Origin of the sequence: Bacillus sp. 22-7 (assembly GCF_010628845.1) — a bacterium.
Lineage (GTDB): Bacteria > Bacillota > Bacilli > Bacillales > Cytobacillaceae > Cytobacillus > Cytobacillus firmus_B.
Genome location: NZ_NJQY01000030.1, coordinates 1 through 15,886, shown reverse-complemented (window position 1 = coordinate 15,886; position 15,886 = coordinate 1). Strand labels below are relative to the sequence as shown.

At 43.1% G+C, this 15,886-nt stretch carries 15 protein-coding genes and 1 riboswitch; of the genes, 10 read left to right on the top strand and 5 right to left on the bottom strand.

The genetic code is table 11. The features are described 5' to 3' along the window. The first annotated feature begins 1 nt into the window (after position 1). Positions 2-117: riboswitch (SAM riboswitch) on the top strand. A gap of 353 nt (positions 118-470) precedes the next feature. Continuing rightward, on the top strand, positions 471-1,667 hold the full coding sequence (metK, locus tag CE058_RS19725; RefSeq protein ID WP_048007827.1) for a methionine adenosyltransferase: 1,197 nt from the start codon (positions 471-473) through the stop codon (positions 1,665-1,667). 297 nt (positions 1,668-1,964) lie between these two features. After that, on the top strand, positions 1,965-3,869 hold the full coding sequence (gene asnB, locus CE058_RS19720; RefSeq protein ID WP_048007826.1) for an asparagine synthase (glutamine-hydrolyzing): 1,905 nt from the start codon (positions 1,965-1,967) through the stop codon (positions 3,867-3,869). Between the two features lie 198 nt (positions 3,870-4,067). Here the strand turns inward: asnB and CE058_RS19715 are convergent, their stop codons facing one another. Next, a complete protein-coding gene (locus tag CE058_RS19715) occupies positions 4,068-4,916 on the bottom strand; it encodes a C39 family peptidase (protein ID WP_163144798.1) in 849 nt (282 codons plus the stop codon). A gap of 73 nt (positions 4,917-4,989) precedes the next feature. Continuing rightward, a complete protein-coding gene (locus tag CE058_RS19710) occupies positions 4,990-5,511 on the bottom strand; it encodes a gamma carbonic anhydrase (protein ID WP_048007824.1) in 522 nt (173 codons plus the stop codon). Positions 5,512-5,681: 170 nt separating this feature from the next. On the opposite strand from CE058_RS19710, the gene CE058_RS19705 reads away from it, so the two are divergent. Then, on the top strand, positions 5,682-6,485 hold the full coding sequence (locus CE058_RS19705) for an alpha/beta hydrolase (RefSeq protein ID WP_163144797.1): 804 nt from the start codon (positions 5,682-5,684) through the stop codon (positions 6,483-6,485). A 52-nt stretch (positions 6,486-6,537) separates the two neighbouring features. Continuing rightward, positions 6,538-7,632, top strand: a complete 1,095-nt coding sequence (locus CE058_RS19700) for a tetraprenyl-beta-curcumene synthase family protein (RefSeq protein ID WP_163144796.1) — start codon at positions 6,538-6,540, stop codon at positions 7,630-7,632. Between the two features lie 39 nt (positions 7,633-7,671). Here CE058_RS19700 and mnmM read toward each other — a convergent pair whose 3' ends face one another. Together mnmM and mnmL are read right to left on the bottom strand one after the other, a co-directional pair. Beyond that, positions 7,672-8,244 carry a tRNA 5-(aminomethyl)-2-thiouridylate-methyltransferase MnmM gene (gene mnmM / locus CE058_RS19695; protein ID WP_163144795.1) on the bottom strand — a complete coding sequence of 191 codons (573 nt, stop codon included), beginning with the start codon at positions 8,242-8,244 and terminating at the stop codon, positions 7,672-7,674. After that, positions 8,241-9,209 (bottom strand): tRNA modification radical SAM protein MnmL/YtqA, encoded by a 969-nt coding sequence (mnmL, locus tag CE058_RS19690; RefSeq protein WP_048007821.1) that lies wholly within the window; start codon positions 9,207-9,209, stop codon positions 8,241-8,243. Before mnmL ends, mnmM begins: the two co-directional genes overlap by 4 nt. A gap of 203 nt (positions 9,210-9,412) precedes the next feature. On the opposite strand from mnmL, the gene CE058_RS19685 reads away from it, so the two are divergent. The 3 genes from CE058_RS19685 (at position 9,413) to CE058_RS19675 (ending at position 11,270) form a co-directional block, all read left to right on the top strand. Further along, positions 9,413-9,676, top strand: coding sequence for a YtzC family protein (locus CE058_RS19685; RefSeq protein WP_048007820.1), 264 nt, complete (start codon positions 9,413-9,415; stop codon positions 9,674-9,676). 14 nt (positions 9,677-9,690) lie between these two features. Beyond that, positions 9,691-9,873 (top strand): hypothetical protein, encoded by a 183-nt coding sequence (locus CE058_RS19680; protein WP_061792031.1) that lies wholly within the window; start codon positions 9,691-9,693, stop codon positions 9,871-9,873. A 215-nt stretch (positions 9,874-10,088) separates the two neighbouring features. Continuing rightward, complete coding sequence (locus CE058_RS19675; protein ID WP_163144794.1) at positions 10,089-11,270, top strand: MDR family MFS transporter; 1,182 nt, start codon at positions 10,089-10,091, stop codon at positions 11,268-11,270. Between the two features lie 63 nt (positions 11,271-11,333). Here the strand turns inward: CE058_RS19675 and CE058_RS19670 are convergent, their stop codons facing one another. Beyond that, positions 11,334-11,693 (bottom strand): hypothetical protein, encoded by a 360-nt coding sequence (locus tag CE058_RS19670; RefSeq protein WP_227888101.1) that lies wholly within the window; start codon positions 11,691-11,693, stop codon positions 11,334-11,336. A gap of 137 nt (positions 11,694-11,830) precedes the next feature. On the opposite strand from CE058_RS19670, the gene CE058_RS19665 reads away from it, so the two are divergent. The 3 genes from CE058_RS19665 to CE058_RS19655 all read left to right on the top strand — a co-directional run bounded on the left by CE058_RS19665 (position 11,831) and on the right by CE058_RS19655 (position 15,677). Then, the gene (locus CE058_RS19665) at positions 11,831-13,192 is read left to right on the top strand and encodes a sigma-54 interaction domain-containing protein (RefSeq protein ID WP_163144793.1); all 1,362 of its coding nucleotides are present in this window, start codon (positions 11,831-11,833) and stop codon (positions 13,190-13,192) included. A gap of 331 nt (positions 13,193-13,523) precedes the next feature. After that, complete coding sequence (locus tag CE058_RS19660) at positions 13,524-14,843, top strand: GntP family permease (RefSeq protein ID WP_048007816.1); 1,320 nt, start codon at positions 13,524-13,526, stop codon at positions 14,841-14,843. Positions 14,844-14,900: 57 nt separating this feature from the next. Next, positions 14,901-15,677: a 3-hydroxybutyrate dehydrogenase gene (locus CE058_RS19655; protein ID WP_048007815.1), complete on the top strand. Its 777-nt coding sequence runs from the start codon at positions 14,901-14,903 to the stop codon at positions 15,675-15,677. Positions 15,678-15,886 lie beyond the last annotated feature (209 nt).

Here is a 15,886-nt window from a genome sequence, read left to right as displayed (position 1 = left end):
TCTCTTATCCCGAGCTGGTGGAGGGACAGGCCCTATGAAACCCAGCAACCTGCTAAAGGCAATAATCAGCAAAGGTGCTAACCTGACGCAAGGACGTAATTCCTTGAACGATAAGAGTGAAAGGCGCGAATCGATTTGCTTTCAACCTTTTCACTAATGAGAAGGTTTTTTATTTTGCTTATCTAGCTCCAGCACCCCCGGGTGCTTACGCTTTTTAACTGGCAATGGGATGAACGGCTTTTGGAATGTACTATTTATGTGAGTTTTTGGCATGCGCATGAATTATGGATACCTGGCATTCTTGCCGGCGCTGTCTATTTTTCTAATAAAAACTCCATGTTTATTTCATACTACTAAGGGAATGAGTTCCGTATCAAACAGAGATCCATGAAATGACAGGGAAAAATTAATTTTCCGCTTCCCCATTTCTTATTTCTCTCTCAATTTTCTATTTATAAGGAGGAAGCCAGATGTCAACAAAACGTCGTTTGTTTACTTCTGAATCAGTTACTGAAGGTCATCCGGATAAAATCTGTGACCAAATTTCTGATGCAATCTTAGATGCGATTTTAGCTAAAGATGCGAATGCCCGTGTTGCTGCAGAGACTTCTGTAACAACTGGACTTGTATTAGTTGCAGGTGAAATCACAACATCTACATACGTAGATATTCCAAAAATCGTTCGTGAAACGGTAAAAGAAATCGGTTATACCCGTGCTAAATATGGTTTCGATTCAGAAACATGTGCAGTGTTAACTTCCATTGATGAGCAGTCTGCAGATATCGCAATGGGTGTTGACCAGGCACTTGAAGCACGCGAAGGACAAATGAGCGATCAGGAAATCGAAGCAATCGGTGCAGGAGACCAGGGCTTAATGTTCGGTTTTGCCTGCAACGAAACGAAAGAGCTTATGCCTCTTCCGATTTCTTTGGCACATAAACTTTCCCGCCGCCTGACTGAAGTTCGTAAAGAAGAGATCCTTCCTTACCTTCGTCCGGATGGAAAAACTCAGGTAACGGTTGAGTATGATGAAAATGACAAGCCTGTCCGCATTGACACAATCGTTATTTCTACTCAGCATCACCCTGAAATCAGCCTGGAGCAAATCCAGCGCAACCTGAAGGAACATGTTATTAACCCGGTTGTTCCAAAAGAACTAATCGATGAGAATACAAAGTACTTCATCAACCCGACTGGACGTTTTGTGATCGGCGGACCTCAAGGGGATGCTGGTCTGACTGGACGCAAAATCATTGTTGATACCTACGGCGGATATGCACGCCATGGCGGCGGTGCGTTCTCCGGCAAGGATCCTACGAAGGTTGACCGCTCTGCTGCATATGCCGCACGTTATGTTGCGAAGAACATTGTAGCAGCCGGTTTGGCAGAAAAAGTGGAAGTTCAGCTTGCTTATGCAATCGGTGTGGCACAGCCTGTTTCAATTTCTGTTGATACATTTGGAACCGGCAAAGTGGATGAAGATGTATTAGTTGATTTAGTAAGAAAGCATTTTGATCTTCGTCCTGCAGGAATTATTAACATGCTTGGCCTTCGCCGCCCAATTTACAAGCAGACAGCTGCTTACGGACATTTCGGACGTACAGATGTTGACCTTCCTTGGGAGCGTACTGACAAGGCAGAAATTCTTCGTTCTGAAGCTGAATAATAAATTTAAAAAGTGGGAGTTGCATTTACTATGTAACTCCCGCTTTCTTTTTTGCGTCTTTATACATATAGGGTGATAATTCACTTTTCGGTCTTTATGCTCTTTAGTCGTTTATAATTATATGTTATCGTGTAAACTTCGGATAATGGCTTAATTTTCCGCGCATATTTTTTTTATAATCCACGTGCTAATTATAAATGATTAGTGGTAGTATTATAGGGTATGTTTTCTGAGACAAAGGAGCCGTTAAGGCTATATCTAAATATTGAGAATAGAATGGAGTAGGTGACGTACATAATGTGTGGTTTTATTGGTTGTGTACATGAAAAAGCACAAAATTACCGTGACGCAGATAAAGAACAATTCCAAAATATGAATGATATCATTACACACCGGGGTCCGGATGACTCAGGATACTATTTTGATGATCATATTCAATTTGGCTTCCGCCGGCTTAGCATTATCGATATTGAAAGCGGACACCAGCCGCTGACTTACGAGAATGAGCGTTATTGGATTATCTTTAATGGTGAAATCTACAACTATGTGGAACTTCGTGAAGAACTTCTCAAAGCTGGCCTAAGCTTTGAAACAAGCTCAGATACAGAAGTCATCATTGCCCTTTACAGCCATATGAAAGAAAAAGCTGTTGAAAAATTGCGCGGTATGTTTGCGTTTGTCATATGGGATAAACAGGAGCAGTCTTTATATGGAGCCAGAGATCCATTTGGGATTAAACCTTTCTTTTATTACGATAAGGGAGACCGCACGTTCTTTGGATCAGAGAAGAAGAGCATTCTATTGGCACTTCAGAATGATGTATTAAACTATGACTCCCTGCAGCATTATCTGACCTATCAGTTTGTGCCCGAGCCAAACACAATGTCAGAGGGAATCCACAAGCTGGAGCCAGGCCATTATTTTACTAAAAAAATCGGTGCTCCGATGGATATTAAGCGCTATTGGAAAGCTGCTTTCCATCCAGTGCAGAAATCAGAAGCTGATTTTACAAAAGAAATTAGAGACGTGTTATTCGACTCGGTCAAAATGCATATGCGTGCCGATGTTCCTGTAGGTTCTTTCCTTTCAGGCGGAATCGATTCTTCCATCATTGCATCGATTGCGAAGGAATTCCATCCTGCTATTAAAACATTTTCTGTCGGTTTTGAACGCAATGGATTCAGCGAGGTGGATGTAGCGAAAGAAACAGCAGAAAAGCTGGGTGTCGAAAACATCAGCTATATCATTACTCCTGAGGAATACATGAATGAAATTCCAAGAATTATGTGGCACATGGACGATCCGCTTGCCGACCCGGCATGTGTGCCGCTTTATTTTGTGGCAAGAGAAGCCCGTAAGCACGTAACCGTCGTTCTTTCGGGTGAAGGAGCCGATGAGCTGTTTGGCGGCTATAATATTTACCGTGAACCACAATCCCTTGAAGTCTTCAATAAAATTCCTGCCATCGGCAAAAAGCTTCTCCGCATGATTGCAAGCATGATGCCTGAGGGTATGAAGGGAAAAAGCTTTATTGAACGCGGTGTTACGCCAATGGAAGAGCGCTACATCGGAAACGCAAAAATGTTTTCAGAACAAGAGAAGCGCAGTCTGCTTCATGTATATAAAGACAATTTAAATTATACAGATATCACGAAACCATTATATGAAGAAAGCCGCGGCTATGATCCGGTTGATCGCATGCAGTATATCGACATTCATACATGGATGCGAGGAGATATTTTATTAAAGGCGGACAAAATGACGATGGCTCATTCTCTCGAGCTTCGTGTTCCGTTTCTTGATAAAGAAGTTTTTGAAGTGGCTTCTAAAATACCGACCAGCCTGAAAACGGCAAATGGCACTACGAAGTATATTCTTCGCAAAGCTGCCGAAGGAGTCGTTCCGGATCATGTGCTGAACCGCAAAAAGCTTGGGTTCCCTGTGCCAATCCGCCACTGGCTGAAGGACGAAATGAATGAGTGGGCGAAGAATATCATCCGTGAAAGCAATACAGAGCATCTGATTAATAAAGACTATGTATTGCAGCTGCTTGAAGACCATTGTCAGGATAAAGCGGACAACAGCCGCAAAATCTGGACAGTTCTGATGTTCATGGTTTGGCATCAGGTATATGTGGAGAAAAAATACTCCTTTGAAAAAGAATACTTGTTAGATAAAGATTTGCAGCCTCTTAAAGGCTAATCAAAAGCGTCCATCAGGAATACCCTGGTGGACGCTTTTAGGTATAAGAATGTATAAATTTCTTAATTTAGATAATTGTCTAGCTCCAGCGCCTACCCCCTCGAGGTCACAAGCCACCCCTCCCAAAAAGGCAAAGGACGCCTTTCCGGAAGGTTCGTCTTGTGCTTGTCGGGGGTGGGCAAGGCGCTTCCGCTTTTCTTATGGGACATAGGTAATAGCCTGCTTTCCCATCTGCACCCATGCTTTTTCAAAATCGGGTATGGGTGCTTTTTTATTTTTTTCGCCTGTGAGCGGGTCGTTGAAGTACATGTATTTCTGGTCATAGCCCGTTATCAGGACTGAATGCTCTTTATAGGTAATCTGAATTTTTCCGCTCGGAGTATGCCAGGTCTGAAAAAAGTCATCAGAAAGCTGTTTATAGGCTGTGTTGATAATTATCCATACAGGTCTGCCATCTGACAAATGAATCTTTAAGTCTTCAAAATCGGATCCGGTAAGGTCTTCAATGGAGCCGGGCATGTACTTTTCCGCAATTTCTTTTACGGGTTTATGATAAACACCCAGACCAGGATTATCAAAGGAGTACATATCGCCTATGAAGCCTTCATTCGGGTGTCCGAAATAGATTTTTCCGTTTTCTATACGATAAGGCTCAGGGTTTTTCTTTATTTCTTTAGCAAGTGTCATTTTATCAGCCTTGATCCCTGCATGCTGCAGGAGCATGGATAAGCTCGTGACTTCGCATCCCCTGGGGAGCTCAGGAAACTGATTGATTGCGGGTGCATCAATAATTATTTTTTCCTTGATCTTAATTACAGCCGTGCTGTTTCCAAGAAAAGCAGTGGCTTTCTCAGCTGGTTCAGAAAGCCAGGATTTTATTTTGTTCACGGCTGATGGAGGCTTGCTTCCTGCAAGATTGTCATAAACAAATGCTGCAGAAACAAGGATGAAGACAATTAAAAACATGGGTGCCGTTTTTATTATGGTTTTTCTGAATATCACTATTAATAATAAGAATAGGACAATTGCCCCGATATAAATCTTCAATTCCTTCACCCGCCAATAGCTATTGCCTTATATTTAATATCGGCATATTTCTCATTCTATTAAGGCTGGAGAGTTATTTCCGCTTTTTCTGCAAAGACTTATAGTATTGGCCTTTTTCAGCGTATTCCCTGCTGATCCGTTCCATATCTTTAATATCTTCCGGTGTCAGCTCACGGATCACTTTTGCAGGCCTGCCGAATGCAAGCGTATTGGGCGGAATTTTCTTTCCCTGCGGAACAAGGCTGCCTGCACCAATAAATGCTCCCTCCCCGATTTCTGCCTGATCTAAGACAATCGAGCCCATTCCAATTAGAGCTTTCTTGCGGATAATGCAGCTATGAAGGATTACCTGATGGCCTACTGTTACTTCGTCTTCCAGTATAAGCGGGTTATTCGGGCTCTGATGCAGGACGGAATTGTCCTGGATATTAACCTTCCTGCCGATGATAGTTGGTGCTACATCCCCGCGTATGACGGAGTTGAACCAGATACTGGAATCCTCCCCAATTTCAACATCTCCGGTAATGGTAGTGAAATCTGCAATAAATGCGGATTCTGCAATTTTAGGTTCTTTATCTTTATATGGATAGATCATCTGTAAACACTCCTGTATTAGTTGGATTATTTTGATTTTATCATATGAGGCATCATAAACGTTATTTTGGTAAAAGAGTTTTTTAAGGGGCTGATTCATGAACAATTTTTGCATCTAGGCTATAATATATTTACATAAGATCGTACGTAAAAAGGCAGGGAGGATTGACTATGTGGAAGTGGGAAACTGAAGGAGAGGCAAAGGGCGTTATTGTCATGGTTCATGGGGCAATGGAGCATCACCGCCGTTATGGCTGGCTGATTGAAATGTGGCGCTTGGCCGGTTTCCATGTCATTATGGGAGATCTTCCCGGCCAGGGAATGACTACAAGATCCAGAAGGGGCCATATTGATTCCTTCGATGAATATATCATTGAAGTTAAAGATTGGGTACAGGCTGCCTATGAATTTGAATTGCCGGTTTTTCTTTTGGGACACAGCATGGGCGGACTGATTGCCATTCGCCTGCTGCAGGAAGAAAGAATGAATCTCGCTGGAGTGATTTTGTCATCCCCATGTTTAGGTTTAGTTCAGCAGCCTTCGAAATTACTGAACTTTTTATCGCTTGGACTCAATTCAGTAATGCCCGGCCTGAAAATGGATGCAGGATTGTCAGTGGACATGGCGACGCGGAATCAGGATGTCCTTGATGCTGATATAAATGATTCACTGTATGTGACAAAAGTTTCGGTCAGATGGTACAGGGAACTTGTTTATGCCATAAAGCTGGCCTTTGAGAATCTTGATAATATCCAGGATGTACCCCTTCTCGTAGTTCAGGGCGGCGATGATAAAATCGTGAATAAAACAACTGTCAGAGAATGGTTTAACCTTGCGCCTTTCTCAGAAAAAAGGTTCAAAGAGTGGCCAAAGTGCTACCACGAAGTCTTCAATGAACCTGAACGTGAAGAGGTATTTGAATATGCGAAAGATTTCGTGAACAGCCAATTAAAGGCGCTGGGTTATGTGGTTTAATGATTTCCTTAAGTTATTCACCAGACCTGATCAAAAGGAGGTATCTGCTGTCATGAGTGTCCCTTCCATGCCAATTAGCCTGATGTCACATGTCTATCGGAAGGTTCTGCCTGCTGTCCATAAGGAGCTTGCATATTGGAAGGGCCGGGCGGAAGCAATTCCAGATCCGGAGTTAAGAAAGCAGGCTCTTGCCAGCATTGAACATAAAACGTTTCACTGTGAAGGCGGAGCTATTATGTCATTGATGGCAAAGGAAAAATATGAACAAGCGATTAAGTTCATTGTCGCTTATCAGACAATCAGTGATTATTTGGACAATCTTTGCGACCGGAGCACCTCGCTTGATCCCGGAGATTTTGCCGCACTTCATGAGTCAATGGAGGATGCCCTGGATATTGACGCAGAAGGGAAAAATTATTATCGGCTGAGAAGTGAACAGGATGATGGAAATTATCTTGCCGATTTAGCAGCATCCTGCAGGAAAGTGCTGTCGAGTCTCAATCAATATCCCCATATAAAAAGACATCTGCTTGAATTATGCCGTTACTATTGTGATCTGCAAATACATAAGCATGTCGCAGTCGAAGAAAGAGTACCCCGGCTGCAAAACTGGTTCGACCACTATCGTTCAGATATACCCGAGATGGAATGGTATGAGTTTTCTGCCTGCTCGGGTTCGACACTCGGGATTTTCTGCCTTGTTTCCTACGCACTGAGAGATGATTTTAAAGCGGAGCATGCGGTTAATATAAGAAATGGATATTTTCCTTACATCCAGGGCCTCCACATTCTGCTTGATTATCTGATTGATCAGGAAGAGGACAAGGCCGGGGGAGACTTGAATTTCTGCTTTTACTATGAAAGCGAAGAGAGATTGTTTTCGAGATTGAAGCACTTTGTTGCAGAGGCAGACAAGCATACGGAAAAGCTGCCTCATAAACATTTTCATAAACTGATTAATCGTGGCCTGCTGGGGGTCTATCTCTCTGATGATAAGGTTCGGAAGCAGAGGAATGTCAGACGATTAGCCAAAAGCATGATCAGGACAGGCGGAATGGTGAGCTATTTCTTTTATGTGAACGGAAGAGCTTACCGGACAGTGCAGAAGATGATGCCTTCTGGTTTTGCAAAAGTCTTTGTGAAATAAGTAAAAGCCTGCAATTCTTTTGCAGGCTTTTACACCATATTAACGTTTTTCAATTGCAACGATAAACGGCGGGTTATTTTTTTGATTAATAAACTGATACTGCAAAACATGGACGAGGCTTTGATCCAGCTGCTTGACATATCGGAGCAGATAATCGCGCTCTACAGCACCTTCTATATGGCCGTGATAAATCACCAAAAGAATGATCCCTTCCGGAGCCATCAGTTCTAAAAGCTGATCGATGGCAGAAATGGTTGTCTGCGGACGGGTGACAATATCTTTATCGCCCCCGGGCAAGTAGCCTAAATTAAATATGGCTGCTGTTATTTTTCCATGGTGGACAGGCGGTACATTCTCAAGAATGTGTTCATGACTTGTTTGGAAAAGGGTAGCCCTGTCTGACAGTTCGTGATCAGCCAGGCGTGTTTTTGTACTCATGACAGCCTCTTCCTGAATATCGAATCCATAAACTCTGCCGTTAGGTCCCACCAAATCAGCCAGAAATACGGTATCATGGCCGTTGCCCAGAGTGGCATCAATAACGATATCTCCAGGTGATATTGCTTTCTCAAGCAGCTGTCTTGCATATGGTAAGATTCTTTCAAGCTTCATGACGATGCCTCCACTTGACTTGGATTGTAAAATTTACCTTGCCAGCTGTTTCTTCGCTTTAATTCTGCATCAATGCCATTAAGGACTTCCCACTTATTAACACTCCACATTGGCCCGATCATCAAGTCGATTGGCCCATCACCGGTGATGCGGTGTACAATCATTTCCGGCGGTAAAATTTCCAGCTGGTCACATACTAAATTTATATATTCATCAAGTGACAGAAACTCAAGCATGCCCTTTTCAAATTGTTTAACCATCGGGGTTCCCTTTAATAAATGAAGGAGATGAATTTTAATTCCCTGTACATCCAGCTTCGCAACCTCCCGGGCGGTTTCCATCATCATTTCCGGTGTTTCAAGCGGAAGCCCATTAATAATGTGGGAACAGATGCGGATTCCATGTTTGCGGAGCTTGCTTACTCCCTCCACATAGCACTGATAATCATGTGCGCGGTTAATTAAAAGGGCAGTTCTTTCATGTACAGTCTGCAGCCCGAGCTCTACCCAGAGGTAAGTCCGCTTGTTAAGCTCTGCCAGATAGTCAACTACATCATCAGGCAGGCAGTCAGGGCGGGTTGCAATAGACAGCCCGACAACCCCTTCCTGCTCAAGCACCCGCTCATACATATCACGAAGCACTTCAACAGGGGCATGTGTATTGGTAAAAGCCTGAAAATAGGCCATATATTTTCCGTCTTTCCATTTATGATGCATTTTTGTTTTGATTGCATTAAACTGTGTGTCCAAATCATCAGTGCGGTTCCCGGCAAAGTCTCCAGAACCGGCGGCGCTGCAGAACGTACACCCTCCGTGTGCGACCGTCCCATCACGGTTTGGGCAATCAAAGCCGCCATCAAGTGCCACTTTAAAAACCTTATGGCCAAATTCACTGCGCAAATGATAATTCCATGTATGGTACCGTTTATTATCGGATGCATATGGAAAAGGATTTACTTTATCCACAATTATCCCTCCTTAATCAAAGAGTAATCTATATGGTGAAAATCATTATGAGTGCTTTCATAAAATTAATCTTATCATGACGCAAAACCTTATAAAAGGGGAATTGGCAGGAAATACAGTGGTAAGGATTACGGAAAAATGAACAAACTAATTCATGAAGCATGCAAGCTTCTATACCCATTCTTCAAGGAGGGGAACATACCATGGCAACCCGTGAATCAATGGATACACTTCTTCAGCAGTGTGAGGATGCAATCCGTTTTGCGCAGGAGCAGTTTGAATCGGGAAGAACACAGGAGCATTACAATGATTTCGAATACTCCAATGCGCTTCAGTCTTTGGAAGCTGCTTATAATGATATAACCCAGATGGCCCATAGCGCCAACTCCCAGCAGCGGGAACAGCTTCATCGTATGAGGCTCCAGCTGCAGCAACTCCAAAATCAGATGATAATTCTTCCTCATTAAGGAGTGGTTCACAGATGGTAAAAAAGCGATCAAAACAAAACAATCCGGAACAAAAGACCCGCAATGGCGCCAATAACCAGGATGTTGAATTTGGCCGGGACTTCGACGCGGTAAAGCAGTCGAAAAAGAACTATGAAAAATCAGGCGGACAGCCTGTTAAATCGAAATTTCATCCAGAACCGGAACAATCGTCATAAATAATTATGGCAAAGCCCCGATCCACCGAGGATCGGGGCTTTACTTTTCTGAATCTTTAAGTGAAAAAGAAGAAGTATTCTGTCTATTAAAATCGATTAAAAACCTATTGCAAGGACAGGAAAAACCAACTAAAATTATTTTGGATTTCGAAATAGTGTCCGGGAGATAATTCACCGGCTAAACATAAAAAATACGAAAAAAGGGGCGTTATCTTATGCCGCGGACCTTATGGCTTTTAATTATTGGGATGGCAGTGAATGTAACCGGATCTTCTTTTTTGTGGCCTCTTAATACAATCTACATTCATGACCACTTAGGCAAATCCTTATCGGTAGCAGGCCTGGTCCTAATGGTGAACGCAGCTGCCAGTGTCGCAGGAAATTTAATAGGGGGGAGCCTCTATGATAAAGTTGGCGGCTATCGTTCGATTCTTCTTGGAATTGTCATCACAGTAATGGCGCTCCTCGGTTTGACCTTTTGGCATGGCTGGCCTGCATATGTGGTATTCCTTACCTTTGTCGGATTTGGATCCGGGATTGTTTTTCCTTCTATGTTTGCGATGGCCGGATCAGTCTGGAAAGAAGGAGGACGTAAAGCCTTCAATGCCATCTATGTAGCCCAGAACGCAGGTGTTGCCATTGGTGCTGCTCTTGGCGGTCTTGTGGCCTCGTACTCTTTTCAGTTAATTTTTCTGGCCAATACTGTTATGTATATCATTTTTTTATTGATCGCTGTTTTTGGCTACAGGGGAATAAACACAGTTTCCGGTCAGCAGACCTCCATCCTTCAGGAAAATGGCCTGGTTAAAAATCATACCAAGCTTTATGCGCTGCTCATATTATGTGCGGGCTATTTATTGTGCTGGGTAGGATATGTTCAATGGCAATCGACTATTGCCGCTTATACACAGGAGCTGAACATTTCGTTAAAGCAATACAGTTTGCTGTGGACTATTAATGGAGCCCTGATTGTCTTGGGGCAGCCGGTTATCAGTGCAATGGTAAAATGGTTTAAAACATTAAAGATTCAGATGGTCGCCGGAATGGTTATATTTATTGGCTCGTTTGCTGTTGCGGCGATCGCAGAACAGTTCTCCGCATTTGTCATCAGCATGGTTATTCTGACAGTAGGCGAAATGCTGATATGGCCAGCTGTTCCGACCATTGCCAACCAGCTTGCTCCTAAAGGGAGGGAAGGGTTTTACCAGGGAATCGTAAACAGCACAGCTACAGGCGGAAGGATGATCGGCCCTTTACTGGGGGGGATTCTGGTTGATCTTTATGGAATCTCCATGCTGTTTGCTGTATTAATGGTTCTATTTGTCTTTGCCATTCTGACGACTCTTGTATATGACCGGAAATTAAAGGAGTCTAAAGAATTGGCGCATGTTTCATAAGTATAAACGAAAGAATGAAACCTGCAGTTTGGAGCTGCAGGTTTTTTGTGACTTGTAATTGATTTAACCTGCGCCTTCAAGAGAGTTCTCTTTTTGGTTAGCGCAAAATACAACCTCATTGAAGAAGCTTTTCAGAATCAGCCATCTCGCCGGATAAGAATGGATAAAGTCTTCAAGGACCTCTTCAGAATAAAGAAGCAGGATATCCAGCTCTGCTTTCTTTTTCTTCAAATCATACAATAGGGCATGTGGAATGGTGTAGTAGTCGTTCAGCTGCCATTGATTTAGCTTCACTGTATAAATATTATGGTTCAAAATATAGGATTCCAGTGCCTGTTTTTGCAGCTGAATACATTCTTCTTTGGGCTTGTTTAAGTATTGCCAGTGGGGATTGATCAAATATATGCCTTTCAGCTGAAACACCTCCCATGTCTGCACGGATTACTAATGGTATGGACAGTAAACGCAAATGGAATACCTATTGAAATGAATTTGTTGTCAGAAAAATATGATAAAATGGTGTTTATAATAGTAGAATGTCCAAAATGAGGGGATCAAAAATGAAAAGTGCATTATTTGATTTGCCTGTTCAAATGGTTGAAACCATTGTAGAAAACGCCTTTGGATGGCTTGTCGTTGTAAATAAAGAAGGAACGATCATTTACATCAATAAAAATTATTGCGATTTCCTTGAGGTGGAGAGGGAACAGGTTCTGGGGAAGCATGTATCGGGGGTTATTGAAAATTCACGAATGCATATAGTGGCAGAATCAGGAAAGGAAGAAATTGCGGACTTGCAATTTATAAGAGGCAACTATATGATAGCAAACCGCATTCCCATTTTTTCTGATGGCGAGGTAATTGGCGCATTCGGGACGGTTTTCTTTAGGGATACAAAGGAATGGATGCAGATGAACAGCCATGTAAAGAGCATGCTCACAAAAATCCAGAGCTATATCCAGGGAATTGATCCAAGTGTAAAATACAGCCTCGATGATATATTAGGAAGCTCAAGCCAGATTCACAGCCTGAAAGAAAAGGTGAAAATGGTGGCAGCCAGTGATATTTCCGTTTTAATCCGCGGGGAAAGCGGGACCGGCAAAGAACTGTTTGCCCACAGCATTCATCAGCTCAGCAGCAGGAGCCATCAGCCATTTGTAAAAATTAACTGTGGGGCCATTCCTGAACATCTGCTGGAGTCTGAACTGTTTGGCTATGAAGAGGGAGCTTTTACAGGGGCGAAAAAGGGCGGTAAAAAAGGAAAATTTCAGCTCGCAGATGGAGGGACCTTGTTTTTGGATGAAATCGGGGATATGCCGCTTAATATGCAAGTGAAGCTATTGCGTGCCCTGCAGGAAGGCGAGATTGAAAGTGTTGGGTCAACTTCTCCGGTTAAAGTGGATGTCCGGATTATTGCTGCAACTAACAGACCGCTCGAAAAAATGATGGAGGAAAAGCGTTTTAGGGAGGATTTATTTTATCGAATTAATGTAGTGCCGTTCATGGTTCCTTCTTTGCGCGACAGGATGGAGGACTTACCCCTTCTAATCGACAGCTTTATCAAGAAAATAACGAAAAAATCGGGAAAGAGAATAAGTGCAATTGAAGAGGAAGTCATAGAAAAGTTTCATCAATACAGCTGGCCCGGAAATATCAGGGAGCTTGAAAATGTAATCGAGGCATCCATTCACCTGACAAGCAATGAAACTATCACCACAGAATCATTGCCGGATTATATGAAAGAAACTGCTGTATATCCGGTTGGAAAAAAGAATTTGAAGGATATTCTTGAGGAAACAGAGAAGCGGATTCTGTCACAAAGCTTGAGCAAATATAATAATGACCGAATAGCAGCAGCAAATGCTCTTGGCATCAGTAAATCGTCCATGTACGAAAAGTTAAAGAAATATGGAATTGTATAGGTTTAAAAAGTCCAGAATTCCGGAATATATTCCAGAATTCTGGACTTTTTTGATTCTAGGAATCTTTAATACTGATAACCCTTAGTTAGACGGAATTGTCAGAAAACTATTCTATTAAATTGGAGGACTTGCTCCCTGCCCGTTCCAGATTTCCGGAAAAATAATTCATTAAATGTTCACCATTCCCTTTACCAAGAAGTATTTTTTTGTTGGCACACTTCTTGCAATAACATTTCACAAGAAGTTATTTTTTTATCTTTTTTTGAAAACGTTTGCAAAAGGAGGGGTGACTAGTTTATTTTCTTATATTTAAAACAAAGGGGGAAATGAAATGCTAAGTATGATTGGGTTAATAGGCGGGCTTGCCCTGCTGATATACCTGACGATGCGGGGAATGAACCTGCTGGTGGTCGGTCCATTATCTGCGCTGTTTGTAGCTCTTTTTAGCGGTATGCCTTTATTTCCGCAGCTGGCAGGAGAAGGAGAGGCCAACTTGGTCGGGAACTATATGTCCGGCTTTTCGGGATTTGTCACATCATGGTATCTGATGTTCCTATTAGGTGCTATTTTTGGAAAGGTAATGGAGGATAGCGGTGCGGCTGACAGTGTATCCAAAATGGTCGTGGATAAGCTTGGAATGAAATATGCCGTTCTTGCCATAGTCGCGTCCTGTGCCATTTTAACTTATGGCGGAGTCAGTTTATTCGTTGTCGCCTTCTCTGTATATCCAATGGCGTTGAGTTTATTTAAGCAGGCAAATCTGCCGAGAAGATTTATCCCTGCAGCACTGGCTTTTGGATCTGTAACATTTACGATGACTTCTGCAGGTTCACCTGAAATTCAAAACTGGATCCCGATTGAATTCCTAGGAACAACTCCATATGCGGGCTGGGAAGTCAGCTTAATTGTGGCTGTGTTCATGATGATCTTCGGCTACTGGTGGCTGAAGCGCATGATTACCAAGGCTGTAAACAAAGGAGAAACGTTTGAATCCCGCAAGCAGGATCCTGTAACAGAAAATAAGGATTTACCGCATCCAATTATGGGTGTTGTACCATTAGTTGTGGTTTTAATTATTTCCTTCGTTTTTCATGATTCACTTGCACAATCTGCACTTATTCTTGCCTTGCTGGGTGGAGTCATTGCCACATATCTATTGAACCGAAAGTATTTCACTAATTTCTGGAATGCTGTGTCTGATGGAACATTAGGTGCATTGATTGCTATAGGCAATACGGCTGCTGTCGTTGGGTTTGGCGGAGTAGCAAAAGCAGTGCCTGCATTTGCCACAGCAGTTGATTGGATGACGAGCATTCCTGGCAGTCCGCTAATTGGTGGTGCCATAGCCGTAAGTGTGATCGCCGGGATGACTGGGTCAGCTTCAGGAGGCCAGGCAATCGCACTGCCAATTCTGGCACCGCATTATATGGACATGGGCGTTAATGCAGAAGCCCTGCACAGGACGGTTGCCATTTCTTCCGGAGCTCTCGACTCTTTGCCGCATAATGGCTATGTTGTTACCACTGTACGGGCAATCTGTGGTGAAACCCACCAGGCAGCATATGGAGCAGTGGCTGCTGTTACGGTAATTGTCCCGCTGATTGGTTTAGCCATAGCGATTGTATTATTCTCATTCGGATTAGGAATTTAATTTCGGCAGGGGCTCATCAAACAGGGCCCCGGCTTTGTTTTTGAAAGGAGCTTATTCATGGTACAAAATAAAGTCGTTTTTATCACTGGTGCAGCGCAGGGAATTGGCTATGAAATTGGCAAGAGGTTTGCCGAACAGGGCTCGAGAATTGTTCTGACGGATATTCAGGAAGCTGCCGTGAAAAAAGCTGCAGAAAACCTGCAGAATGAAGGTTTTGAAGCGCTTGGGCTAAAATGTGATGTCACATCAGAGTCAGATATACAGGCGGCCATTAATGAAACTGTCAGCCGATTCGGTGCTTTGGATGTGCTGATAAATAATGCAGGGCTGCAGCATGTTTCATTTATAGACGAATTTCCAACTGAGAAGTTTGAATTCATGATCAAAGTAATGCTGACTGCTCCATTCGTGGCTATAAAGCACGCGATGCCAATCATGAAAAAACAAAAATCTGGCCGGATACTTAACATGGCTTCCATCAATGGACTTGTGGGGTTTGCAGGCAAGGCTGCATATAACAGTGCAAAGCATGGTGTTATAGGCTTAACTAAAGTCGCGGCGTTGGAGGCTGCTGAACATGGCATTACGGTTAATGCCATCTGTCCGGGCTATGTAGACACACCACTCGTAAGAAATCAGCTGAATGACCTTGCTAAAACAAGAAATGTTCCTATTGAAAAAGCACTGGAGGAAGTCATTTATCCGTTAGTACCGCAAAAGAGGCTTCTTACGGTGGAAGAGATTGCAGATTATGCGATTTTTTTGGCCGGTGATGCGGCAAAAGGAATTACGGGCCAGGCGGCAGTTATTGATGGAGGCTATACAGTTCAATAAAGTGAAACTTCAATCAGTGGGGTTATCCCCCACTGATTGTTAGTTGAGGCCCACAGGACAAGGAAGGCTTCGTCAGCATGAGCATCGCACGACCAAATGCGACAGCTTTTGGGAGGAAGTGGGTCACAAAGACGTTGCCACAGGACAAGGAAAGCAACGGCAGCGATACATCGCACGACCGAAAGCGTTAGCTTTTGGGAGGATGTGGC